We start from the raw sequence: 23,217 nt of genomic DNA on the forward strand, positions 1-23,217 counted from the left end.
CGTGCGGCAGCGGCAGCGGCGCCGGGGGAGCGGGTTCCCTTTCACGGACGGTTCGCGGTCAGGGATGCGAGCGCCGGCGCTCGCGGCCCCGCCGTCCGAAAGGGGGTTGAGGTCGTGCGACGAGGAGGCGGACGAAGCGGGAGCTGCTCCCGTTCCGCGGGGCATGAGGCCGGAGGGGTTCAGTGCCGCACGAAGGGCAGATCCGCAGGTTTCACCCGGTCGCGCGGCCCCGCTGCTTGCATCACCACGTCCAGCACTCGCGTCGGGTCAGCGGCGTACGCGTGGGAGAACCAGGCCATGTTGGCTTCCACCACGGCCCATCGATGGCCCGGGCGGGAGGTGTCGAGCAGTCGTCCGACGTCCACGACGACGGCGCTCGGCAGGGCGGCCATCGTCGACGTCCGCCGTCCGGGCATGACAAACACCGCAACCTCCTTCACGACGTGCAGTGCCGTCAGGCTAGACCCGACCCGACCCGACCCGACCCGACCCGACCCGACCCGACCCGACCCGACCCGACCCGACCCGACCCGTTCGGTTCGAGGCGCGCACCCGGCCCCGTAGGGAAACAGCGGCATACGCGAGTGTTCGGACCGAGACGTCCTCTCCGGAGCATCGGGGTGGGCTCCCGAGCGGGGCTGCCAGGTGTATTGATCACGAGCGTTGTCAACGCCGGCTGGTCTTGCTCATGGCCAGGACCTCCGGTGCGATGAAGGTGTCCAGGCTTCACCGCACCGGAGATCTTCGTGACCCACCGTAATGCCCGGCTGACTGTTCAGGGCAGGCGGATCTCTCGGTCGGACGTGTCCTGGCGGGCCGTCCCGTGGCGCACGTCGCCCCGGGCAAGGGGAGCGGCGGACCGGTGGCGCCCGGGTCGCCGCGTGACGGTGCTGTCCGTGTTCCGGAAGCGGGCCACCCGTCCTGGCCGGCGACGGGTCGGAGCCAGGTTTCAACCGGCCGCGAGCGAGCACGCACCAAATGACGAGGACCCCGACTCGAGGAGGTAGTGCCATGGCCGAGGAACTGGAGGAACAGGACGTGGTAGCGGTGATCCTCAAGGATCACCGGACCATGGAGGAACTGTTCCGGCAGATGCGGAGCGTGGAGGCCGACCGCGCGGGAGCGCTGAAGAAGTTCTCCGCGTTGCTCATCGCCCACGCCGAGGCAGAGGAGGCCGAGGTCTACGGAGCGCTGAAGCGCTTCAGGAACGTGGACGACGAAGAGGTCGAGCACGGGGTGGAGGAGCACGAGGAGGGCAACGAAGCGCTGCTGGCGCTGATGGAGGTCGACGAGGTCGGCTCGGAGGAGTGGGACTCGAAGCTGGAGGATCTGGTCAAGGCAGTCTCCCACCACGTGGACGAGGAGGAGAGGACGATCCTCAACGGAGCCCGGGAGAACGTCCCCGACGAGCGTAGGGCCGAGCTGGGCGCCGCGTTCCTGAAGGAGCGCCGGAGGCAGCTGGAGTCGGACTGCGGCAGCATCGAGAACGTCCGGGCCATCGTCGGCGACCGCTGACAGGAGCCGACCCGCCTCAGCCGAGCGGTTTGCGGCCTGCCGGTACGCGTTCCGTCCAGGGCGGCGGCCCCGGCGGACTGCCGTCTCCGAAGGGCCGCCCGCGCGGCGTAGTGCCGGGCCTCCTTGCTGCGCCCGGGACCGTCGATGACAGCAATGCGTACGCGGTTGCCTCGCCCCGAACGTCCCATCCGTCCGCCACGGCGGCTCCGTGCCGGGCCGCCGGCTCACCCCCGGACCCCCGCCGGAACTGGACAGGACGCTCCACCACCCGCGACACCGACACCGCCATCGGCATGACGAACGACCCGCAGCCGCCCCACCCCGGCCGATCGCCCCGATCCCGGTCCGCACCGGCACACAGAGCCGGGACCGGGGCGCGGGGGACGCCTGCCTCGGGGGACGCCTGCGCGGACGTCGCGCCCGCTGCGCCGCAGGCTTGAGGTCGTCTCCTGGAGGCAGGTCCTCTACGACGCCCGCCCCACGAGGCAGGTCTTCTACGGCGCCCGCCGCACGAGGCAGGTCTTCTACGGCGCCCGCCGCACACAGAGACAGCCCCACCCGAGCCGGGCCACCACCACCGCCCCGGGTGTGAGGGCGCCTCACGCCACGAGGTCGCTGACGGCGCAGGTCACCCGATACGCGTGGGAACCTCGGCCGTCTCAGCACGAAAGCCGCCGCCGGACTCGGCCAGGCCGGCCGAACCGTGAGATGGACCAGCTGGTGACGCCCATCACGGGAGCGGGCCGGTATATCCCGGAATCCTGCCGCGAGGGTCGGCCTCCAACGCCGTGGCCTGGGTGAGTGATCCGACAGCGCTGCCGTGGGGGCGGGGTTGGTGGCGGTTCTTGTGAACCCTCGCCGCGTTTCAGAGGGATACCCGCGCTGTTCTGCCGGCGGCAGAACACCGGCCGGGCCGGCCCCGACGATCACTACAGTCCAGTCTCATGACGACGATCACGACGCGTACGGTCGAGTATCCGGCCGACGGTTTGACGATGATCGGGCATCTCGCGCTCCCGGCCGGTGTAGACCGCCGGCCCGCGGTGCTGCTCGGACCAGAGGGCACGGGGCTCAGCGACGTCGAGCGCCGCCGGGCCGACGCTCTCGCCGAACTGGGATACGTGGCACTGGCCTTCGACCTTCACGGCGGGCGCTACCTAGGTGACCCCGAGGAGATGCTGGCCCGTTGTCTGCCGCTGCTCGCTGATCCCGACCGGATGCGCGGCATCGGCCACGCGGCGCTCGACGTGTTGCGCACCGAACCGCGGACCGACCCCGACCGGATCGCCGCCGTCGGCTACGGCACCGGGGGAGCCGTCGGACTGGAACTCGGGCGCGACGGCGTCAGCCTGCGCGCGATCGGGACAGTCAACGCACTGACCACGGGCCGACCGGGCGAGGCGGCGCGCATTCGCTGCCCGGTGTGGGCCGGGGTCGGATCGGAAGACCCGATCATGCCGCCCGCGCAACGGAACGCGTTCACCGCTGAGATGCAGGCCGCAGGCGTCGACTGGCGCCTCACGGTCTACGGCGGCGCCTTGCACGCCTTCCACCACCCGCCGGTCGACCACCCCGTGGTGCCCGGCGTCGGCTACCACCCACGGCACGCGCAACGAGCCTGGCGCGACGTCGTCGACCTGCTCGCCGAGTGCCTGCCCGTGACGGAGGACCTGGAGGCATGACCCAGGCGAACATGCTGTCGCCAGGCACGGTCGGCGTCGGGCACCGACACCCCCTCCCCTCAAGTCCGCACAGCGGAATTGCATGCGGGCGGAAGTTCGAATGCGGAGGCGTATTCACAACTGCCTCAGTAAATACCGGATTTACCGCGACAGGACCCCACGGCGATCAGCCTGGCCTGCGGCGGGGCTCCCGGCCCCAGGGCGGCCGCCCTCGCACCCGAGCGGACCACGTGGGCGGCGGCAAGGCATGCAGCTCACGTCGGAACCGGCGCTACCTGCGAAGACGCCGGATCAAACACGCCATCCCCGAACCGAAGGACCAACGGGCCAACCGCAAACGCCGCGGCAGTGGGGGCGGCCGGCCCACCGGCTTCGACAGCGACATCTGCAAACGCCGCAACGAAGTCGAGCGGACGGTCAACCGGCTCAAGAACTCCCGGGCCGTCGCCACCCGCTACGACAAGAGGCCCTACGTCTTCCACGGCACCGTCACCACCGCGGCTGTCCGGTTATGGCTCCGGGGCCGAGCCGGCCTGCAGTCTCAGTCCCCGAGGAACCACAGGTACAGGCCCTGTCCGTCGAGAACCACCTGACCCGGCTCGATCAACTCGCTCGCGAACTCATCAGTCAGCACGCCTGCAGGCAGCCGCGGTACCTCCTCCAGCAGGGTGGACACCTGCCGGTGGTTGAAAACGGTGTCCGCGTACGGCAGCAGGTGTCCCAGCATGGGAAACACCGACTGATCAAGACCAGCCAGTTCGGGACCCCAGACCACACCGTGCTTCGCGCTGGCCTCGATCGTGCCGTTCTCGCTTCGGATCTGGAGATCGATCACGGTCAGATCCTATGGCCTCATGATCCACCGGACAGAGCCTGGACGCCCTGTGCCGCAAGCTGGACGGAAAGGCCGCTGGGGCCAAGACGGCACGGCGCAAGAGGGTCGGCTGTTCCGGAACCGGGCCGGCAACTACGTGGACCCATCGGCCTATGGCACGACATGGGCGCGGGCACGGAAGTACGTTCTCACGCGCATGGAGCTCAGCTCCCGGCTGGCCGGGCGGCCCTACGAGCTTCGGGCACGCCGGTACCTCGTTGTGTGAGCGGGTGGCAGATTACGGCGTGGCGCCGGCCTCCTGGGTCGCCCGGTCGGGCGAACGGGCGCCTGACACCCGGGGGCGGAACGACCTGTGACGGCTGGGACGGTCGTCACCGGGGACGTGGTGCTCGTGCGCTTCGGTCCACTCGTGCGACTGCTCCGGGCGTGAAGCCACCGGGCTTTGGCCGTCACGTCGGGAAGTACGGCGAGGGGCTCCCGGGCACGGGTGCGACGCGGAGCCTCCCCGCCCTCAGGGGCGGTCTGCTGAGGTGACGGCTGAAAGGTGGCCGCCCTGTGCTCGCGGCTGCCGTGGTGGCGGGCCAGAGCTCGCCGGTTCTTCAGGTGGGCGATGCCGTGCTCGACGCGGATCCGACGTGAGGAGTGGCCTTGCGTCGGCGTTCGGAAACCGATGGTCCTGATCCCCTCGGGGCAGAGGGTCCGGCGCTGGTGTCCAACGGAGGCGACAGCAGTCGGAGGACGCTGTCGCCGGTCGGCGCGGGCGGGCCCGAGCAGCCCCTGCACGGCAGCCGCTCCACGGTCGTCCGCCGGGACGCGGTCTCCGCGCCGGCCTCACCGAGGAGCACGCTCTCCACGGGGCAGCTGCCCGGGCTGGTGCGGGATGCCTTCGCGGCCGCGTCGCCACAGGCCCCTCTCCGGTGCGCGCATGAGTCGCTCGGCCCTTCAGCGGACGACCTCGTGGCCCCGCGGCTGCAGTTCCCGCCAGATCTTGCGGGCTCCGTGGACACGCCGGCCGGTGTCGAGCACAGCCTGGATCAGCACCTTCGACTCGCGGCTTGCGCGGGTGGCGGGGCGGGCCGTGGATTCCGGGGCGGGCCGCCCGGCACGGGTGACCCGTGGGGTGATCCTTGTTCGGCAGCCGGTGGGGGTGCCGGTGGAGAGGATCTGCTCGACGACGGGGCGTCCGGTCCGGAAGGCGTCGGCGGCCCCGATGGGGTGGGCGCGCGACCACTGCCTCCGCAGGCGGGGACGGTGCCGGAGCGGTGCGCCGGCCTCCGGCGTAAGGTCAGGGGTGTGCAGCCGATCGACACCTCCGGCGCACCGGCCCAGCCCGCAGCACTCCGGCCCGCCGCGCCGCCGTCGTCGCTGTCGCCGTCGCGGGCGGGCGACTTCATGCAGTGCCCGCTGCTCTACCGGCTCCGGGTGATCGACCGGCTGCCGGAGAAGCCGAATGCGGCGGCGGCTCGGGGCACGCTGGTGCACGCGGTGCTGGAGCGGCTCTTCGACGTCCCGGCGGCGGAGCGCACGGCCGTCCGGGCCCGGGCCATGGTGGCGGGCGAGTGGGAGCGGCTGCTGGCGGCGCGGCCGGAGCTGGGCGAGCTGTTCGCGGAGGACCTCGACGGCGAGCGGCTCGCGGGCTGGCTGTCGGAGGCGGAGCGCCTGGTCGAGCGGTGGTTCACCCTGGAGGACCCGTCGCGGCTGGAGCCCGCGGAGCGAGAGTTGTTCGTCAAGATCACGCTGGACTCCGGGCTGAGGCTGCGCGGGATCGTCGACCGGGTGGACGTGGCGCCGACCGGCGAGGTGCGGATCGTCGACTACAAGACCGGCCGGGCCCCCCGGCCCGAGTACGCGGCGGACGCGCTGTTCCAGCTGAAGTTCTACGCCCTGGTGCTGTGGCGGCTGCGTGGCACCGTGCCGCGCCGCCTGCAACTGGTCTACCTGGGCAGCGGGGACGTGCTCACTTACGACCCGGCGGAGGCCGATCTGCGGGCCGTGGAGCGCAAGCTGCTGGCGCTGTGGGACGCGATCGGGCGGGCGACGCGGACGGGCGACTGGCTCCCGCGCCCGAGCCGACTGTGCGACTGGTGCCCCCACCGGGCGCTGTGCCCGGCCTGGGGCGGCACCCCGCCGCCTTATCCCCTGGCCGTCGCCACGGACCCGGCCGCGGGAGAGGGTGAGCACCCGGCCGCCGAGGAGGGTGAGCACCCGGCCGCGGGGGAGGGTGAGCACCCGGCCGCCGACGTCGGCTGAGGCCGGAGACGTCCGACACCCGTACACGTGCGGGAGGCATTATACGCTTTCCCGCTGACATTTCTCCCTTTCCTGTATTTTTGTCGGTGAAAAGGGTGGATTGTTCCCTCTTGGGTACTTACTGTGGGTGCAGACAGTAATTCGAATGCACATTCGATCCGAGAGCGGCCGCCCGGGAGCACGTCCTGCCGGACGAGGACCGAGTCCCCTACCGGCCAGGCCCACCCGGAACCGCCGTCGCAGACGCCAGGAGAACGGCGTGAACCTCACCTTCACCACCGCCACCAAGGAACAGGCCAAGGCCCGTATCGCGCTCGCCGGCCCCACCGGGTCGGGCAAGACCTACACCGCCCTGGTCACCGCCGCCGGGCTCGGCGAGCGGATCGCCCTGATCGACACCGAGCACGGCAGCGCCGCCAAGTACGCCGACGAGTTCGCCTTCGACACCCTCCCGCTCACGACGTTCCAGCCCACCACCCTCGTCGACGCGCTCGCAGTGGCCGCCCACGACGGCTACGACGTCATGATCGTCGATTCCCTGAGTCACTTCTGGTCCGGCACCGGCGGGATGCTGGAGCAGGTCGACAACGCGGCCAAGCGCCTCGGGGCGGGCGGCAGCTTCGCCGGCTGGAAGGAGGCCCGCCCCCAGGAGCGGGCGATGATCGACGCCTTGCTCGCCTACCCCGGTCACCTCATCGTCACCATGCGCACCAAGACCGAGTACGTCGTGGAGGCCGACGAGCGCGGCCGCAAGGTGCCGCGCAAGATCGGGCTCAAGCCCGAGCAGCGGGAGGGCATCGAGTACGAATTCGACATCGTCGGCGACCTCGACCACGAGAACACCCTGGTGATCTCCAAGTCCCGGGCGAAGCTGCTGTCCGGGACGGTGCTCCACAGGCCGGGCCCGGAGTTCGCCGAGGCCGTCCTCGGCTGGCTGGAGACCGGCAAGCCCGCCCCCTCCGTGTCCGACTACGTCACGGCGGCCACCGCGCCGGGCGCCAGCCACGACGAGCTGCGCGCGCTGTACGAGGAGGTCCGGCGGCACAACCTGCTCGGCGCCGCCGTCCTGGACGACACCGGGGAGACCCACACGCTCGGCCAGTTGATAGTGCGCCACGGCACCGCGGCGGCGAGGAACAGGGTCGCCGAGGACGTCGAGGCCGGGGCCGGGACCAAGCGGGAGAACGGGACCGAGCGGGAGAACGGGACCAAGCGCGAGAACGGGACCGAGCGGAAGGCCAAGTCCGCATGAGCCTCAAGGAGCACGCCACCCGGGTCGCCGTGCTCCGGGTGCTGCGCGACGCCGTCGAAGCCGAGTACCAGGCCGAGCGCCACGAGGTCCTCGAGGAGCTGCGCGCGGCCCGCGCCGAGCTGAACCTGAAGTCGGTCCGGGTGGCCCTGCCGGACGACACACCGGTCGCCACCCTCACCCTCGTCGACCCCAAACCGGCGGTCGTGGTCGCCGACGAGGAGGCCTTCACCGCCTGGGTGGCCGACAACCACCCCGGCGAGGTGGAGACGCTGGTCCGGGTGCGCCCCGGCTGGCAGCGGCAATTCCTCGCCCGGCTGAGCTGTCGCGACCCGGTCGCCGACCCGTACACCGGTGAGGCGATCCCGGGGCTGGGTGTGCTGTCGACCCCCGAACCGCGGTCGTTCAGCCTGCGCCCCCTGCCCGGTGGGCGGGAACGGATCGCCCGCGCCTGGCACACCGGCACGCTCGACCTGAGCCGTCTGCTCCCCCTCAAGGGTGGCGAGGATCCATGACCGCCGTCATCGCCCGCCCCGACCGGGACCCGCTCGGCACGGTGTGGTTCCTGGTCTCCCAAGCCGATCACCTCGATTGCGGCCGCTGGACGTTCGAGGACGACAAGCGGCTGCGGTGCGCCTGCGGGGCCGTCCTGTACGTGTACCAGCAGCCGGCGGATGCGGCGGGAAGCGGCGCACCGGCGTCGGCCGGGACGTTCCCCCGCGGAAGGGAAGAGCGAATGCTGCCGGTCGAGACGGCCCAGCTCGTCGCCCTGGTCGCGGCGATGTGCCCGTCGATGCACCTGGAGGAGGAGACCACGACGGACGCCTGGCACCTGCTGCTCGCCGACCTGGACGTCGCCGATGTGGGGGCGGCCGTGACCCGGCTGGGCAGGGAACGGTCCCGTATCGCCGCCGCCGACATCCGCGCCGAGGTGCGCGCGATCCGGGAGGAGCGGCTCGCCCGCAACCCGCTGCCGCTCCCGGACAGCGACCCCGACGACCCGCGCCGTTATCGTGCGGAACTCCTCGCGCTGGTGACCGCGATCGCCTCGGGGCAGCGAGTCGAGCGCATACCCGCCGCCCCGGTCGGTCCGCCCTCCCACCCCGCCGGCTCGAAGCGCGACCCGCGCGTCCGCTCCCTCCGCGTGCCCTGCCCCTGGTGCGGGGCCGCCGCAGGCCGTCCCTGCACCGTCCCCCGGCTCGGCATCCCGCTGAGGAGAGCCCCCGCCCACCAGGCACGGCTCATCGCAGCCGGGCTCGCCGAGCCCGGGCCGAGGCAGGAGGGGGAAACGAGGTGAACCCGATGATCCCCGATTCGACGAAGGACCGCCGTACCGGAGCCCCGTCATCCCTCGCCACCGCGACTCCCCTGGAGACCCGCGCCGCCCAGCCCACCCCTCACACCCGGCCGGAGCGGCGCAGCCTCCCCTCCGGGCACCGTCACCACCGGTACGAGGCTGCCCGTCGAACTCGAACAGGCATGGGTGAGGAATCACCCGTCGCACGAGAGGAAAGCCGCCATGGCCGGTGAAACCGTCATCACCGTCGTCGGCAACCTGACCGACGACCCCGAGCTGCGCCTCACCCCGTCCGGCGACACGGTCGCGCACTTCACCGTCGCGTCCACGCCCCGCACCTTCGACCGGCAGAGCAACGAATGGCGGGACGCCGAGACGCTGTTCCTGCGCTGCTCGGTCTGGCGACAGGAGGCGGAGCACGCCGCCGAGTCCCTGACCCGCGGCACCCGCGTCATCGTCCAGGGGCGGCTGCGCCAGCGGACGTACGAGACCCGGGAGGGCGAGAGGCGGACCGTCATCGAACTGGAGGCCGACGAGATCGGCCCGTCGCTGCGGTTCGTCGCCGCGATGATCACCAAACCCCCGCACACCGGCGTCCCCGCCGGTTCCCGCGGCGGCCCCCGTCCTCCCGCGGAGGACCTGGTCACCCGGCCCGACGGCCACGAGCGGCCGGTCCCCGCCGAGGGCGGACGACGTGCCCCCCGCGAGGAGACGGAGCCCTTCTGACGGGCCGGCGCACCCGTGCGCCGGCCGCGACCCCACACCGCACCGCACCCATCCGAGGCGGACCCCATGAAGGAACAGGACCGCGAGGAAGCGCTCGAACTCGCCCTCGCCCAGATCGAAAAACGGTTCGGCGCGGGCTCGGTGATGCGCCTGGGCGATGAGGCGGGGGTCCCGATCGAGGCCATCCCCACCGGCTCGATCGCCCTGGATCTCGCCCTCGGCGTCGGTGGCCTGCCGCGCGGCCGCGTGGTGGAGATCTACGGCCCGGAGTCCTCCGGCAAGACGACCCTGGCCCTGCACGCCATGGCCAACGCCCAGAAGGCGGGCAGGATCGTGGCGTTCATCGACGCCGAGTACGGCCTCGACCTCGAGTACGCCAGGCGGCTCGGCGTCGACACCGACGCCCTGCTGGTCTGCCAGCCGGACAACGGCGAACAGGCCCTGCAGATCGCCGACACCCTCATCCACTCCGGCGCCCTGGACCTCATCGTCGTCGACTCCGTCGCCGCGCTGGTGCCGCGCGCGGAGATCGAGGGCGAGATGGGCGACCCGCACGTCGGCCTGCAGGCCCGGCTGATGAGCCAGGCCCTCCGGAAGATCGCCGGCGCGCTGAGCCACTCCGGAACCACGATGGTCTTCATCAACCAGCTGCGCGAGAAGATCGGTGTGATCTTCGGCTCGCCGGAGACCACTCCTGGCGGCCGGGCGCTGAAGTTCTACGCCTCGGTCCGCCTGGACATCCGCCGGATCGAGACCCTCAAGGACGGCACCGAGCCGGTGGGCAACCGCACCCGCGTCAAGGTGGCCAAGAACAAGGTCGCCCCGCCGTTCAGGCAGGCCGAGTTCGACATCCTCTACGGCCTGGGCATCAGCCGCGAGGGCGAGTTGATCGACCTGGGCGTCCAGCAAGGCCTGGTCCGCAAGTCCGGTACCTGGTACACGTACGAGGGCGACCGGCTCGGCCAGGGCAAGGAGAACGCCCGCAACTTCCTGAAGGACAACCCCGACCTCGCCGACGAGATCGAGAAGAAGATCAGGGAGAAACTGGGCATCGGGACGAAGCCGGAGGCCCCGGCGGCGGAGCCCTGGGCGGACACGGCGAACCGGGTGGCCGCACCCGGCACCGTGCCGTTCGACTCGGTCGCGACCGGTCGGCGCTCCACCACGCCGACCTCGTCGGCCCCGAGCGGTCCGGTCCCCCGCGTCCTCCTCGACGGCACCCCGGCCGGGCCGTGAAGACCCGCCCGCCGCTCCCTCCCCCCGCAGCGAGGCGAACGCCGGTGAACCGGGGCGGCACCGCGCTCCCCGACGCCACCACGCCCCGGGACGAGACGCCGGCCCCGGGCAGGACCGCCGCCGGCCGGCCCACCGCGGCGGAGCCGGTCCACCGGCCGGCCGCAGCTCCCGCCGACGGCGAGGGCCGGGCCGCCGAGGCGGCGTTGCGCCCCAAGGACCTGGACGGGTTCATCGGCCAGGAACGGGTCCGCGAGCAGCTCGACCTCGTCCTCAGGGCCGCGCGGCAGCGGAGCGCCACCGCCGAACACGTGCTGCTCTCCGGTGCCCCGGGGCTCGGCAAGACCACCCTGGCGATGGTCATCGCCGCGGAGATGGGCGCCCCGCTGCGCATCACCTCCGGCCCCGCCATCCAGCACCCCGGGGACCTGGCGGCGGTCCTGGCCTCGCTCACCGGGGGCGAGGTCCTCTTCCTCGACGAGATCCACCGCATGTCCCGGCCCGCCGAGGAGATGCTCTACCTGGCGATGGAGGACTTCCGCGTCGACATCGTCGTCGGCACCGGCCTCGACGCGACCGCCATGTCCCTCGAACTGCCGCCGTTCACCCTCGTCGGCGCCACCGTCCGGGCCGGCCTGCTGCTCCCGCCGCTGCGCGACCGCTTCGGCTTCACCGCCCACATGGAGTTCTACGACCCGGGCGAACTCCAGCGCGTCATCCACCGGTCCGCCGGCCTGCTGGACGTCGAGATCGACCCGGCCGGCGCCGCCGAGATCGCCGGCCGCTCCCGCGGCACCCCCCGCATCGCCAACCGGCTGCTGCGCCGGGTGCGGGACTACGCCCAGGTCACCGCGGACGGCGTGGTCACCCGCGAGATCGCGTCCGCGGCCCTGGGGGTCTACGAGGTCGACTGCCGTGGCCTGGACCGCTTGGACCGGGCCGTGCTGCACGCCCTGCTGAAGCTGTTCGGCGGCGGCCCCGTCGGTCTGGCCACCCTCGCGGTCGCCGTGGGGGAGGACCGGGAGACGGTGGAGGAGGTCGCCGAGCCGTTCCTGGTCCGGGAGGGACTGCTGGCCCGGACGCCCCGGGGGCGGGTCGCGACGCCCGCCGCCTGGGCCCACTTCGGGCTCGTACCGCCGCCCGAGCCGTCCCGGCCGTCCTGGGCCGCGTCCCCGGGACTTCACCGGAGTGGCGATTCCGGACCGGACGGCCCGCCCGGAGGCCGCACCGTGCGGACCACCTCCCCGGCCGCACCCCGGCACCGGCCCCCGCCCCCGTGAGACCCATGGCTGTCCGTACGAAAACCGCCAAGCACCGGCCGTCCTGCCGCTGTGTCGGCGTACCCGTGAACGTGCCCGGTCCCGTACGGGGATGAACGTGCCCGGTCACGTACGGGATGGCCGTGCCCGGTCACGTACGGGATGGCCGTGCCCACTTGCTCACGTACCGCGGATGGAGCGTGGGCAGTGTGCCGCCGGTCTGTGAAGGGTGGCGGAGGGCGGCCGACCGTGCTCTCGGCCCACGACGACGGAGGCAACTTCGGCGCTTCTGAGGGCTGTTCGAGTCCGGGACGACGAGCCTGTCGGAGATCGCGAAGGAGACCGGGCCTCACCGCCGCACGCCCACGTGGAGGCCGGCCGCGTCTTCCGGCTCCTGCCTCACGACCGCGACAGCGGGCGTTCCCAGCGGGGCCACTGATCGAGTGATGCCGGTGAGGCCGAGATGAGATCCGCAACGCCACAGGCACCGCCGTCACCGGCCCGCTCGCCGGACCGGACCCGCACGCCCACCCGGTGGTGGACCCGCCCTCACCCAGCGCACCGTCAACCGTGCCCTCGCCCAGGGCCGGCGGTACACGCGTCGCACTCCGGCTGAGCAGCGGGAACAAGCGCCCGTGCCGCTTTCCGAAGGGCCGTGGTCCGCGCATGGTCCGGATCTCGCCGAGGTGTCCTCATGGCGCGCGGCCCACACCTCTCGTGTCGTGCCGCCGTTCGTCACCCCCCGGGGCGAATGCCGCCGCCCCTCGCTACGACCCTCAGCCCCTGCCGACGTCACCTGCCGGACCACCGGCCGCCGTGCTGCCCGGCTGCTCCGAGTGGAGCCCACCAGTGGTGGACCTCCGGCCCCGAACGCAGGCTGGCCCATGGCGGCGCGCGCCCGAACCATGCGGCGGCGACGGAGCCGGACGGCATCTTCCCAGCCGGGACGGCCGGCACGGTCAACCACGGAGAAGAGACGGGACCACATGACGGAACAGGGCATCAGAACGGGCCGCCTGTCGTCCGTTCGGGGGAGCGGCAGGTTCGCACGGAAACGGGGGGAACACCGGTACACGCGGCGACGCTTCCGGGGCGCGCGCACGGGAGTGGCGCTCGCCGCGGCCGGTCTGGCACTCCTGGGCGCGGCCGGCCCGACACCGAGCAGCGCCGGGCCCCCGCCCGTCACCGGGCCCCACCCCGGAGGTCCGGCGCGGTTCGTGCCGGGCCCCTGCCCGGAGGCACCGGAGCCGATCCCCGGACGGTGCGGGGTCCTGGAAGTGCCCGAGAGCCGAACCCACCGCGGCGGGGGGCGGACCATCAAGCTGGCCGTCGCCGTCATCGCGGCCACGTCGAAGAAGCCGGCCGAGGACCCGGTGGTCTTCATGGAAGGAGGCCCCGGCGGCGACCCGATCGGCGCCATTCCCTTCCTGATCGCCTCCCGCGTGAACCAGGACCGCGACCTGATCGTCATGACCCAGCGTGGCGGCCCCTACTCGCAGCCGCACCTCGCCTGCCCGGAGATCGACCGGTTCACCGCGAAAGCCGTCGGGCTGCCCTACGACGCACCCTCGACCGGACGGCTCCTGGTGCGCGCGGCGAAGGAGTGCCGGGACCGTCTGACGGCCGACGGAATCCGGCTCAGCGCCTACAACACCACCGAGAACGCCGCCGACTTCGCCGACCTGCGCAAGGCGCTGGGCATCAGGAAGTGGAACGTCTACGGCTACTCCTACGGCACCGATCTGGCCCTCACCTACCTGCGCCGGCACCCCCGGGGGATCCGCTCGGTGGCCATCGACTCGGTCGTGCCCCCGCAGATCGTGAGCCTGCCCTGGGCCTGGGACAGCGCTCAGGAGGGGATCAACTCGATCTTCGCGGCGTGCGAGGCCCAGCCCCGCTGCAAGAGCCGCTACCCGGACCTCTCGCGCACGCTGACGGAACAGGTCCGGCGCCTTGAGGCGAACCCCCTGAGGCTGACGGTGCGGCCGCCGGGGGGCGGGAACCCGGTGAAGGTCGTTCTCGACGGGGGCACGCTGGTGAACCTGCTGGTCGCCGACGGCGGCGCCCTGCCGGCCGTCGACGTCCCCGCGGCACTCGACGAACTCGCCCGCGGGAATCCGGAGCGCCTCGCACAGGTGCAAGCCGCCGGTGCGACGCCCGCCACCGGTGAGTTCGGCTACGGCCTCACGCATTCGGTGGCCTGCGCCGAGTGGGTGCCGGGCTATTCGAAGTCCGACCTCCTGGAGGCGGGACGCCGGGCCTTCCCCGGGTGGCCGGACACGGTGCTCGCCCACGCACCGCAGCTTCCCTTCGAGCACGACCTCTGCCGTGTCTGGAACGTCCCGGACCGCACCGCGATCCAGCGGGTGGCCACCTTCAGCAAGGTGCCGACGCTGATCATCACCGGGACGTTCGACGCGAAGACGGGGGCGAGCTGGGGACCGTACGCGGGCCGCACCCTGCCCCGCTCGACCGCCGTGCAGATTCCCGGGATCGGTCACTTCGTGGTCCCCCAGTCGCCCTGCGCGCAAAGCGTCCTGGCCTCCTTCCTCGCGCGCCCGACCGCGCCCGACACCGGCTGCGTGGCAGGACTCGCACGGGCACCGTTCACCATCACCCCTGACCCGGAGAGAACATGACGTCCCTCTGCCCACCCCGCCACCGGCGCGCGTCGCGCCGGCTCGCGGCCACGCTGGCCGGGGCCACGGCCGGTGCCCTCGTCGTCGGCCTCGCCGCGATGCCCGCACAGGCCGAGTCCGGCGCCGCGGCGCCGCTCGGCACCATCGCCCGGACGGCGGGCGACGCCCGCTTCGAGCCGGGCCCCTGCCCGAGGACGGCGGACCCGATTCCCGCCCTCGAACAGGCGCACTGCGGAACGCTCACCGTGCCCGAGAAGCGCTCCCGGCACGAGGGGCACCAAGGGCACGACGGGCAGCAGTGGCACCAGGAGCACCAGGAGCACCCGGGACACCCGGGACACCCGGGGCGCAAGATCACCCTGGCGGTCGCGATCATCCCCGCGGCCACCAGCAGACCGGCGGCCGACCCGATCGTGTGGCTCGCCGGCGGGCCCGGCGACGACGCGGTCTCCGAGATCCCGATGGCGCTCGCCGGCGGCCTGAACCGCGACCGCGACGTGATCTTCATGTCCCAGCGCGGGACCTACTCGGCCGACCCGCAGCTCACCTGCCCGAACGTCGACGAGTTCAACGTGCGCGCCCTCGATCTCGTGTTCGGTGCGCCGTCCACCGGGCGCCTGCACGTCGAGGAGACGCGGAAATGCCGCGACCGGCTGGTGGGCCGCGGGGCCGACCTCAGCGCCTACAACGGCATCGAGAGCTCCGCCGACTACGACGGCCTGCGCAGGGCACTGGGCATCAGGCAGTGGAACGTGTTCGGCATCTCCTACGGCACCGACCTGGCGCTCCAGTACATGCGCCTGCACCCGAAGGGCATCCGATCGGTCGGCATCGACGGCGTCCTGCCGCCGTCCCTGGCCGGAGGGGCCGTCACCTGGAAGGCCGCACGAGAGGGCTTCGACGGCATTTTCAAGGCATGCGCGCAACAGGCCGCCTGCAACACCCGCTATCCGAACCTCAAGGCCACCTTCGAGCGCCTCGTCGGTGAACTCGAGGCCCGACCGGTCACCACCACCGTCACCGTCCCGGGCCACCCGGAGCCGGTGAAGGTCGTGCTGGACGGCGGAGTCCTGGTGAACTGGCTGACCTTCGCCAGCCACCTGGCGGCCGGAGTACCCCGCTCCATCGACGAACTGGCCCACGGCAACCCGCGGCGGATCGCCGAGCAGTGGGCGGGGGGGAAGCTCAGTCCGCAGGCCATCGGAAGGCTTTCCCACGGGCTCGCCTTCGGTGTCTTCTGCAGTGAGTGGACACCGTACGAGAGCGAGGGCGACGTACTCCGTGCAGGGCGGCGCCTGTTCCCGTCGTTCCCCCGCTCGGTGCTGGTCAACGCGCCGCTCCTCACCTGGATGCACGCGGACTGCCGTGCCTGGGACATCCCCGCGGCGCCGCCCTCGATCCGCGAGGTGACGCGCAGCGACATCCCGACCCTCGTTCTGTCCGGCGGATTCGACGCCCAGACCGCCCCGAGCAGCGGGCCGTACGCCGCCCGCACGCTGAGCCGGTCCACCGCGGTCACCATCCCCTACGTCGCCCACGTGGTCTTCGCCGACTCGTCGTGTGCGCAGACGATCACCCGCTCGTTCTTCGACACCCCGACCGCGCCGAACACGGGATGCCTCGCGGGTCTCCAGCCGCCCGTGTTCGAGATCGGGCCGTAGAAGCCGGCCGCCTCCGGAACCGACCCGGCCCGGCCCGATCCCTCCCACCGGGGGACGGGCCGGGCCTTCCGACGACCGCGCCCGCCCAGGACGCCGGCGACCCGGCCGCGCCGGTCTCGGCGAGCGCCGCCGTGGACCGTGATCGACGACGCCTAGGCGAGGGGGGTGCCGTCCGACTGGAGGGTGGCGCGGAGCGCGGAGCGGATGCCAGTGGTGACCACGGTGATCAGGCACAGGGCGATGACGGTCTCGGCCCACAGGAAGGCGAACCAGTCCATCACGCAGCCGATCGGGGGTGTGCCGGGGGCGGTGTTCCGGAACGCCGCGAGAGCGAACAACGTGGCGGCCATCCAGGCGAGGGCCGGCCAGACCAGGCCCTCGCCACGGGTCGTCAGGTACCAGGCCCCGAGCAGTACGGACGCCGCCAGCGCCCACATCACGACCATCATGAAGACGGTGAAGACGAGCAGACTGGCCGATCGGGACAGGCTCAGCCCCACGACGGCCTCCTGTCCGGAGGCCGGGGGCGTCGTGGAGATGGAGAAGAGGGTGGCGTTGTTGGAGAAGAGCAGCCGCACCGGCACCTCCTTGCCTCCCAGCAGGGCCCAGAACTCGATGTCGGTCTCGTAGGTGTCGAACGGGTAGTCGCCGATCGACCCGCCCGTGAGCGCGACCTGCACGTCCTTGGGTGCGAGCCGCTCGTGCGCCCGGAACGTCAGGTCGCTGAGGGTCGCCACGGAGGTCTGGAGGCTGAGATCGGCCACCGGGGCTGTCCCCTCCTCCTCGCCGAGAGCTCCGCGCGGTGTGACCCGGACCCGCAGGACGAGCTCTCTGGCCGCGGCGTCGACGCTCTGGACGGTGGCCTCCACGTCCACCCGGTCGGCGGCTCGGGGCCCGACCGTGTGGACCGTGTCGTTCGCCTGCCGCTCGGAGAACTGCAGCCGCGACCCCACGGACACCGCCACCAGGATCAGGACCGCAAGGGGAATCAGGATCGGCAGGATCGATGCCCCGAAACGACGTGTGCGACGTGGGTGGGGCAGGCGCGGGGGCGGGGCCATGGTGACTCCGACGAGGTGAGAAGGGCGAAGGGACGGGTCCCGCCCGGCATCGGGAGCGGACCTTTCGCCCGCGCGGCGTGTGAGGGGCACGGGGGTCCCCCGACCGGCATGACGGTGCGTTAGGCGACTCTTCGAGAGCGGACACCTACTCTAGGTGTTCGACGGCTCGTTACCCCGGAGGTGGAGGCTCAAGGGCCGTGCCGACGGAGTGACCGGCCGAAGCCCGGCCGGCGCGTCCGTACGAGCTCTTTCTCTTCATGTCCTCGGACGAGTGCGCGAGGGCGCATGAACGCGGTCCAGCGGCGGTGGAGTCTTCGGCAGCCCGCCAGCCAGGGCACGGTTCTCTCGCCCCCCCCCGGCGATGGCGGCCCAGCCGCTGGGAGGACTCGACGCCCTTGCGGGCGATGCGGTGGCGGATGCCCCGCTTGCGGAGCCATCGGCGCAGGCCTCGCCGGTCGGCGGGAGAGTGACCGAAAAGGCTGCCCGCGCCGCCTCGGTCACTTCGTGAAGCGACCCCCGGGCTTCTCCCGCTCGGCCAGAGCCGGCAGGACCTCGACCCCGGCCTCGCGGGGCTCACCTCACGAAGCCACTCCTCGATCGGAGTGGTGACTTTCGGCTCCGTCTTCATGAAAACCGGAAAAAGATTCCAATAACCCGTCCTGGGCGCGGGGGATGGGTATCGTTCCGCTCGTCCGGCCGGCGGGGCGTCTTGGAACGGGGGAGCGATGAGCGGCGTGGTCGTTCATGTGCCGCGGGGCAGTGGGGGAGCCGACGGCGACGAGGGGGGTGCCGAGGCGGTGACGTTGCGGTTGGGGCCCGGCGAGGTGGCCCGCTTCGGGCGCGGTTCGCGGACCACTCCGGTCGAGCTCCGGCTCGCCGACGCGGCGATCTCGCGGCTCGCCGGGGAGATCCGGGTGACGGACGACCACTGGCAGCTGACGAACCACAGCAGCACCCACAGCTATCTGGTGGAGAACCCGGAGGGGGCGGGGGAGTACCTGAGGGTGCCGCCCCGCCGGGTGGGGGCGCCCGTTCCCTTCGAGTTCGCGCGGGTCGTGCTGCCCACCCGGGGCGAGAGCCCCGTGTCCTTCCAGGTGTTCGCGCCCGACCACGTGTACCTCGACCCCGATGCCATGGGCGGGCCGTGGGGGAGCCGTACGGTCACCGCGTACTCCCTGGACGAGACCGCCACGTACTTCCTCGTCCTCGTCGCCCTCTGCGAGCCGCGGCTGCGGGACCAGTCCCGCGTCGCCGTACCCACCACCCCGCAGATCGTCGAGCGGCTCCGTGCCCACACCGGATGCGCCGCCCTGACGGCGCGTGCGATCAGCTCGCACATCGACTACCTGGCCGAGGAGAAGCTCCGCATCGGCGCCGGGGGCAGCCGCGATCCGGGCAAGGGCGAGCGGCGCAACGGCAAGCGGGAGGAGATCGTCGGGCTCGCGCTCCGCTTCGGGCTCGTACGGGAGGACCACCTCGCCCTGCTGCCGCCCGTGACCGCCACCGGCGGGCGGGACCGGCAGACCGGGCACTGAGCCCGGGGCCCGGGCCCGGAGGCGTCCTGCCGGTCGGGCAGGGCCTGTTGGGCAGGGCCGCTCGGGCAGGGCCTGTTGGCCGGGCCGCTCGAACAGGGCCGCTCGGGCAGGGCTGGTCGTGCAGGGCCGGTCGTGCGGGGTCGGTCGGGCCATCGGGATTTCATCGCCCCTCCCTAGCGTGGCCGCGTTCCACGACGGCGCGCATCACAGGGAGGGACGGTTCGATGGCCTGGAGAGGATTCAGGGCGAGACTGCCGGGGGCGGTCCTGGCCGCGGTCGCGGTGCTGAGCACCACGGCGGTCGCCGGGGCGCCGGCCCGCGCGGCGGGGACGGGGCCGGAGAGTCCGACGATCCGCTACACCGAGTACGGGATTCCGCACATCATCGCCTCCGACTGGCGGGGGCTGGGAACCGGCTACGGATACGCGGCGGCCAAGGACAACATCTGCACGCTGGCCGACACCTATCTGATGGTCAACGCCGAGAGGTCCCGGTACCTGGGACCCGGCGGCAGGACGAGTCCCGGTCAGAACCAGAACACCACGACCAACCTCAACAGCGACCTGTACTTCCAGCGCATCAAGGACAACGGCGTGGTGGAACGGCTGCTGGGCCGGCCCGCGCCCGACGGGCCGGAGCCGGAGGTCAAGGAGGCGATCAGCGGCTACGTCCAGGGCTACAACAGGTACCTGGCGGAGACGGGCGTGGACAACCTCACCGACCCGGCCTGCCGGGGCGCGGACTGGGTGCGGCCGATCACCGAGACGGACGTCTACCGGCACGCACACGCCGAGATCATCATGGGCAGCGCCGACGTGCTGCTCGACGGCCAGGTCACCGCCGCACCGCCCGGGGCGTCGGCCACCGCGGGCTCCACGGCCACCGCGGCACCGTCACCGGCGGAGCGGACGAGGTCCGCGCGGACGACCGCGAAGAGGATCGGCGAGCTGCTGGCGGCGAGCCGGCGGCAGGGCATGGGCAGCAACGCGCTGGCGGTCGGCTCGCAGGGCGTCTCCGGCGGTACGAGCATGCTGCTCGCCAACCCGCACTTCCCGTGGCACGGCAAGAACCGGATGTGGCAGAGCCACCTGACCATCCCGGGGAAGGTCAACGTCTCCGGCGCCAGCCTCCTCGGACTCCCGGCGGTGAACATCGGGCACAACGACGACGTCGCCTGGAGCCACACGGTCGCCACGGTGGCGCCCTTCGGACTGTTCGACGTGCAGGTGGATCCGCTGAACCCGACCATGTACCTGGTCGACGGCGCCTGGGAGCGGATGACCTCGCAGCGGGTCTCCGTCGACGTGCGGAACGACGACGGCACGATCGGCCAGGTCACCAGGACACTGTGGGCCACCCGCTACGGTCCGGTCACCACGTCGGTCCTCGGCTACCCCCTGCCCTGGGTGATCAGCGCGCACGCGGTACGCGACGTGAACATGGACAACCTGCGGGCGCTCAACACCTGGTTCGGCCTGGACCGGGCCAGGGACGTCCACGACGTCGTGGACGTCCTGGAGACCACACAGGGCGTTCCCTTCTTCAACACGGTCGCCTCCGACCGGCGGGGGAACGCGCTGTACGCGGACATCCAGGCCGTCCCGAACGTCACGGACGCGCACGCGCAGTCCTGCCTGACCGAGACCGGCAAGCTGCTGTTCCACCAGACCCTGGCCCTGTCGAACGTGCCGCCGGTCTCCATCCTCGACGGCAAGCGCAGCGCGTGCGACTGGCCCGACGACCCGAACGCGGCCGCACCCGGACTGCTCGACCCCCGGCAGCAACCACGCCTGATCCGAACGGACTTCGTCGGCAACGCCAACGACAGCCCCTGGCTGGCCAACCCGGCGCAGCCGCTGTCCTTCCCCCGGATCATGGGCGACACGGCGACGCCCAGGTCGCTGCGCACGCAGGAGCTGATCCTCACCGCGCAGAAGCGGATCGACGGCACCGACGGCCTGCCCGGCAGGGGCTTCACCCCCCAGACCATGGGGCGGCTGCTGTTCGCGGACAACAGCAGGGCGGCCGACCTCACCATCGACACCACGGTCACGGCGTGCCAGGGCGTCGCCTTCGGACTCGTCCTGGTGGACGGCAACCTGGTCGACATCCGGGAGGCGTGTCCGATCCTGGCGGGCTGGAAGAGCCACGACTTCACCGCGGACAGCCGCGGGTCCTGGCTGTTCGCGAACTACTGGCACTACCTGCAGGGTTCGCAGCGGATCGACAAGCTGCCCTGGCGGGTGCCCTTCGATCCCAAGGACCCGGTGCACACGCCCAACTCGCTGGACGGCGGCAGCTCCGCCGTCCGCGACTCCCTCGCCCGGGCCGTCTTCGCGCTGCGCAAGGCCAGCGTCCCGCTGAACGCGGCCCTGTCGGACGTCCAGAAGATCACCCGCGCCGGGGAGCGGATCCCGATCCACGGCTCGTTCGGCGCTCTGGGCGTGCTGAACGTGATCGAACCCGGCCAGGTGGACGGGAAGCCGGACATCGTCTTCGGGTCCAGCTTCGTCCAGCAGGTGCGCTTCACGGCCGAGGGGCCGCCGGAGACGTACTCCGTCCTGGCCTACTCCCAGTCGGCGAACCCGAACTCGCCGCACCACACCGACCAGACGAAGTTGTTCTCGGCGGGCGGATGGGTGACCGAGCGGTTCACCGAGGAACAGATCGCGGCCGCGCCGGACCTGCGCGTCGTGGTCCTGGACTGAACCCCGTGCGGCCGGGGCCCGGACGGCGGGCCCCGCCGCACGACACGGCACGTACGACGACGTCCGTACGGCGAGGCCCGTACGGCGCAACCCTTCACGAAGGAGAGGAACGTTGTGACGAGGACATCGCGCTGGTGGAGAACGGTGGTGGCGTGGACGGTCGCCGTCGTGGCGGTCGTCGCACCGGTCGGTTCGGCACGGGCCGCCGACGACACGACCCCGCCGAAGCTGACGGACGGCTTCGGCCTGACCCAGGTCGCCGCACCCGTGGGATCCGCCCACGACTTCTACCTGACGGTCGCCACGCCCCAGGTCGCGGGCGAACAGCACATCAAGATCATTCTCCCGCGCGGCTACTACGACGACCCGGCGAGGCGCTACCCGGTCCTGTACTTCCTGCACGGGTCGCCCGACGACCCGATCGGACAGACCTACCCGGCGCTCTCCATGTCGGACGAGATGATCACCGTCATCCCGGACGGCGGCGCCCGGAGCTGGTACGCCAACTGGCTCAACCAGAACACCGTGCTCGGCGCACAGAACTGGGAGAACTTCCACCTCAACCAGGTGATCCCGTTCGTCGACGCGAACCTGCGCACCATCGCCGCCAAGAAGTCCAGGGCCGTCGCCGGCGTCTCCATGGGCGGTTTCGGGGCCTTCCACTACGCCCAGGCACGCCCCGACCTCTTCGGCCAGACGGCGTCCCTGTCGGGCGACATCGATCTGTCGGCCAACTCGATGGACCTGCGCATGGCCGTCGTCGCCTCCGTCACCGACGCGCTGGGCGCGATGTGCGCCTCGTCGTCCGGCTACTGCGACCCGAACAACTCGGCGTACAAGCCCGGCGTGGACAGCGACGCCCTGTTCGGCTCGCCCTACCCGGTGTTCAACGTCGACCGGCGGTGGAACGAGGTCGACCCGTCGCAGCACATGGACCGGCTCAAGGGCATCGGGATCTCGATCTACACGGGCGACGGCGGCGGTTCGCCCCTCGACATGGAGTTCTGGGTCTCGGGCGCGTCCAAGAACGTCAAGGCCCGCATGGACGCCCTCGGCATGCCGTACTACTACGTCAACTACGGCGACGGATCCGGCTGGGGCACCCAGTGCGACGGCTCGCACAGCGCGGGCTGCTGGGCACAGTCCCTGCTCGACCTGATCCCCAGGCTGGAGCGGGCCTTCGCCGCGTGACCCGGACCGTGCGCGCGCCCGCCGTCGTCCCGCTCGCCGCTGGTGCGGTCCGCGGGACGACGGCGGGCGCCCTTTCGGGACGGGACGCCTGCCCGGAAGGCATGCCTGTCCGGAGAGGGGTCGGGCGGGGTCAGGACACCGCCGGGCCCGGGCCGTTCAGCCAGCCCCACGCAGACCATCCGGAGAAGCCGGTCTGCCAGCGGTGGTAGACGCCGGCGTGGCTGGTGCCGAAGACCTCGATGCGACCGTCGGCGTTGTGGGCCGCGCCGATCTCGGTGCCGCCGCCGCCGAAGTCCTCCCAGGCGGTGTACGGGGCGTTGGGGCCGGTCTGCCAGGCGTGGCTCGCGGTGGTGGCGTTGATCGCGAAGACCTCGAC

18 protein-coding genes and 2 pseudogenes are annotated in these 23,217 nt (G+C 72.1%); 15 read left to right on the forward strand and 5 right to left on the reverse strand.

Annotation, left to right across the window (positions count from 1 at the left end):
- Positions 1-179: 179 nt before the first annotated feature.
- Positions 180-416, reverse strand: a complete 237-nt coding sequence (locus AC067A_RS30970) for a hypothetical protein (RefSeq protein WP_479246096.1) — start codon at positions 414-416, stop codon at positions 180-182.
- 595 nt (positions 417-1,011) lie between these two features.
- On the opposite strand from AC067A_RS30970, the gene AC067A_RS30975 reads away from it, so the two are divergent.
- The 3 genes and pseudogenes from AC067A_RS30975 to AC067A_RS30985 form a co-directional block, all read left to right on the forward strand.
- Positions 1,012-1,515: a hemerythrin domain-containing protein gene (locus AC067A_RS30975; RefSeq protein WP_479246061.1), complete on the forward strand. Its 504-nt coding sequence runs from the start codon at positions 1,012-1,014 to the stop codon at positions 1,513-1,515.
- A gap of 944 nt (positions 1,516-2,459) precedes the next feature.
- Complete coding sequence (locus AC067A_RS30980) at positions 2,460-3,197, forward strand: dienelactone hydrolase family protein (protein ID WP_479246063.1); 738 nt, start codon at positions 2,460-2,462, stop codon at positions 3,195-3,197.
- Positions 3,198-3,349: 152 nt separating this feature from the next.
- Positions 3,350-3,718: pseudogene (locus AC067A_RS30985) on the forward strand (transposase family protein); the annotation flags it as partial.
- A 20-nt stretch (positions 3,719-3,738) separates the two neighbouring features.
- Here the strand turns inward: AC067A_RS30985 and AC067A_RS30990 are convergent.
- Positions 3,739-4,032 (reverse strand): hypothetical protein, encoded by a 294-nt coding sequence (locus AC067A_RS30990; protein ID WP_479246065.1) that lies wholly within the window; start codon positions 4,030-4,032, stop codon positions 3,739-3,741.
- 1,293 nt (positions 4,033-5,325) lie between these two features.
- Here AC067A_RS30990 and AC067A_RS30995 point away from each other — a divergent pair.
- From AC067A_RS30995 to AC067A_RS31035, 9 genes are all read left to right on the forward strand, one after another.
- Positions 5,326-6,282 carry a RecB family exonuclease gene (locus AC067A_RS30995; protein WP_479246067.1) on the forward strand — a complete coding sequence of 319 codons (957 nt, stop codon included), beginning with the start codon at positions 5,326-5,328 and terminating at the stop codon, positions 6,280-6,282.
- A gap of 259 nt (positions 6,283-6,541) precedes the next feature.
- On the forward strand, positions 6,542-7,534 hold the full coding sequence (locus AC067A_RS31000; RefSeq protein ID WP_479246069.1) for an ATP-binding protein: 993 nt from the start codon (positions 6,542-6,544) through the stop codon (positions 7,532-7,534).
- On the forward strand, positions 7,531-8,046 hold the full coding sequence (locus tag AC067A_RS31005) for a hypothetical protein (protein ID WP_479246070.1): 516 nt from the start codon (positions 7,531-7,533) through the stop codon (positions 8,044-8,046). Before AC067A_RS31000 ends, AC067A_RS31005 begins: the two co-directional genes overlap by 4 nt.
- On the forward strand, positions 8,043-8,828 hold the full coding sequence (locus tag AC067A_RS31010) for a zinc finger domain-containing protein (protein WP_479246072.1): 786 nt from the start codon (positions 8,043-8,045) through the stop codon (positions 8,826-8,828). The genes AC067A_RS31005 and AC067A_RS31010 overlap by 4 nt, the downstream gene beginning before the upstream one ends.
- A gap of 222 nt (positions 8,829-9,050) precedes the next feature.
- The gene (locus tag AC067A_RS31015; protein ID WP_479246073.1) at positions 9,051-9,554 is read left to right on the forward strand and encodes a single-stranded DNA-binding protein; all 504 of its coding nucleotides are present in this window, start codon (positions 9,051-9,053) and stop codon (positions 9,552-9,554) included.
- 66 nt (positions 9,555-9,620) lie between these two features.
- Positions 9,621-10,790 (forward strand): recombinase RecA, encoded by a 1,170-nt coding sequence (recA, locus tag AC067A_RS31020; RefSeq protein ID WP_479246075.1) that lies wholly within the window; start codon positions 9,621-9,623, stop codon positions 10,788-10,790.
- A gap of 44 nt (positions 10,791-10,834) precedes the next feature.
- Positions 10,835-12,067 carry a Holliday junction branch migration DNA helicase RuvB gene (gene ruvB / locus AC067A_RS31025; RefSeq protein WP_479246077.1) on the forward strand — a complete coding sequence of 411 codons (1,233 nt, stop codon included), beginning with the start codon at positions 10,835-10,837 and terminating at the stop codon, positions 12,065-12,067.
- 1,256 nt (positions 12,068-13,323) lie between these two features.
- Positions 13,324-14,685 carry an alpha/beta fold hydrolase gene (locus AC067A_RS31030; RefSeq protein WP_479246078.1) on the forward strand — a complete coding sequence of 454 codons (1,362 nt, stop codon included), beginning with the start codon at positions 13,324-13,326 and terminating at the stop codon, positions 14,683-14,685.
- Complete coding sequence (locus tag AC067A_RS31035; RefSeq protein WP_479246079.1) at positions 14,682-16,346, forward strand: alpha/beta fold hydrolase; 1,665 nt, start codon at positions 14,682-14,684, stop codon at positions 16,344-16,346. Before AC067A_RS31030 ends, AC067A_RS31035 begins: the two co-directional genes overlap by 4 nt.
- Before the next feature lie 152 nt (positions 16,347-16,498).
- Here AC067A_RS31035 and AC067A_RS31040 read toward each other — a convergent pair whose 3' ends face one another.
- Positions 16,499-17,407 (reverse strand): DUF4436 family protein, encoded by a 909-nt coding sequence (locus tag AC067A_RS31040; protein ID WP_479246080.1) that lies wholly within the window; start codon positions 17,405-17,407, stop codon positions 16,499-16,501.
- Positions 17,408-17,715: 308 nt separating this feature from the next.
- Positions 17,716-17,864, reverse strand: a pseudogene (locus tag AC067A_RS31045) (IS5/IS1182 family transposase); the annotation flags it as partial.
- A gap of 268 nt (positions 17,865-18,132) precedes the next feature.
- Here AC067A_RS31045 and AC067A_RS31050 point away from each other — a divergent pair.
- The 3 genes from AC067A_RS31050 to AC067A_RS31060 all read left to right on the forward strand — a co-directional run bounded on the left by AC067A_RS31050 (position 18,133) and on the right by AC067A_RS31060 (position 22,841).
- Entirely contained in the window at positions 18,133-18,942 is an 810-nt protein-coding gene (locus AC067A_RS31050) for an FHA domain-containing protein (protein WP_479246082.1), read from the forward strand.
- A gap of 224 nt (positions 18,943-19,166) precedes the next feature.
- Complete coding sequence (locus AC067A_RS31055) at positions 19,167-21,650, forward strand: penicillin acylase family protein (RefSeq protein ID WP_479246083.1); 2,484 nt, start codon at positions 19,167-19,169, stop codon at positions 21,648-21,650.
- 114 nt (positions 21,651-21,764) lie between these two features.
- A complete protein-coding gene (locus tag AC067A_RS31060; RefSeq protein ID WP_479246085.1) occupies positions 21,765-22,841 on the forward strand; it encodes an alpha/beta hydrolase in 1,077 nt (358 codons plus the stop codon).
- Positions 22,842-22,971: 130 nt separating this feature from the next.
- Here AC067A_RS31060 and AC067A_RS31065 read toward each other — a convergent pair.
- Positions 22,972-23,217 (reverse strand): DUF8189 domain-containing protein (locus AC067A_RS31065; protein ID WP_479246087.1); only part of this gene is annotated, 246 nt, incomplete at its 5' end.

The organism is Streptomyces sp. NPDC043176, assembly GCF_056436715.1.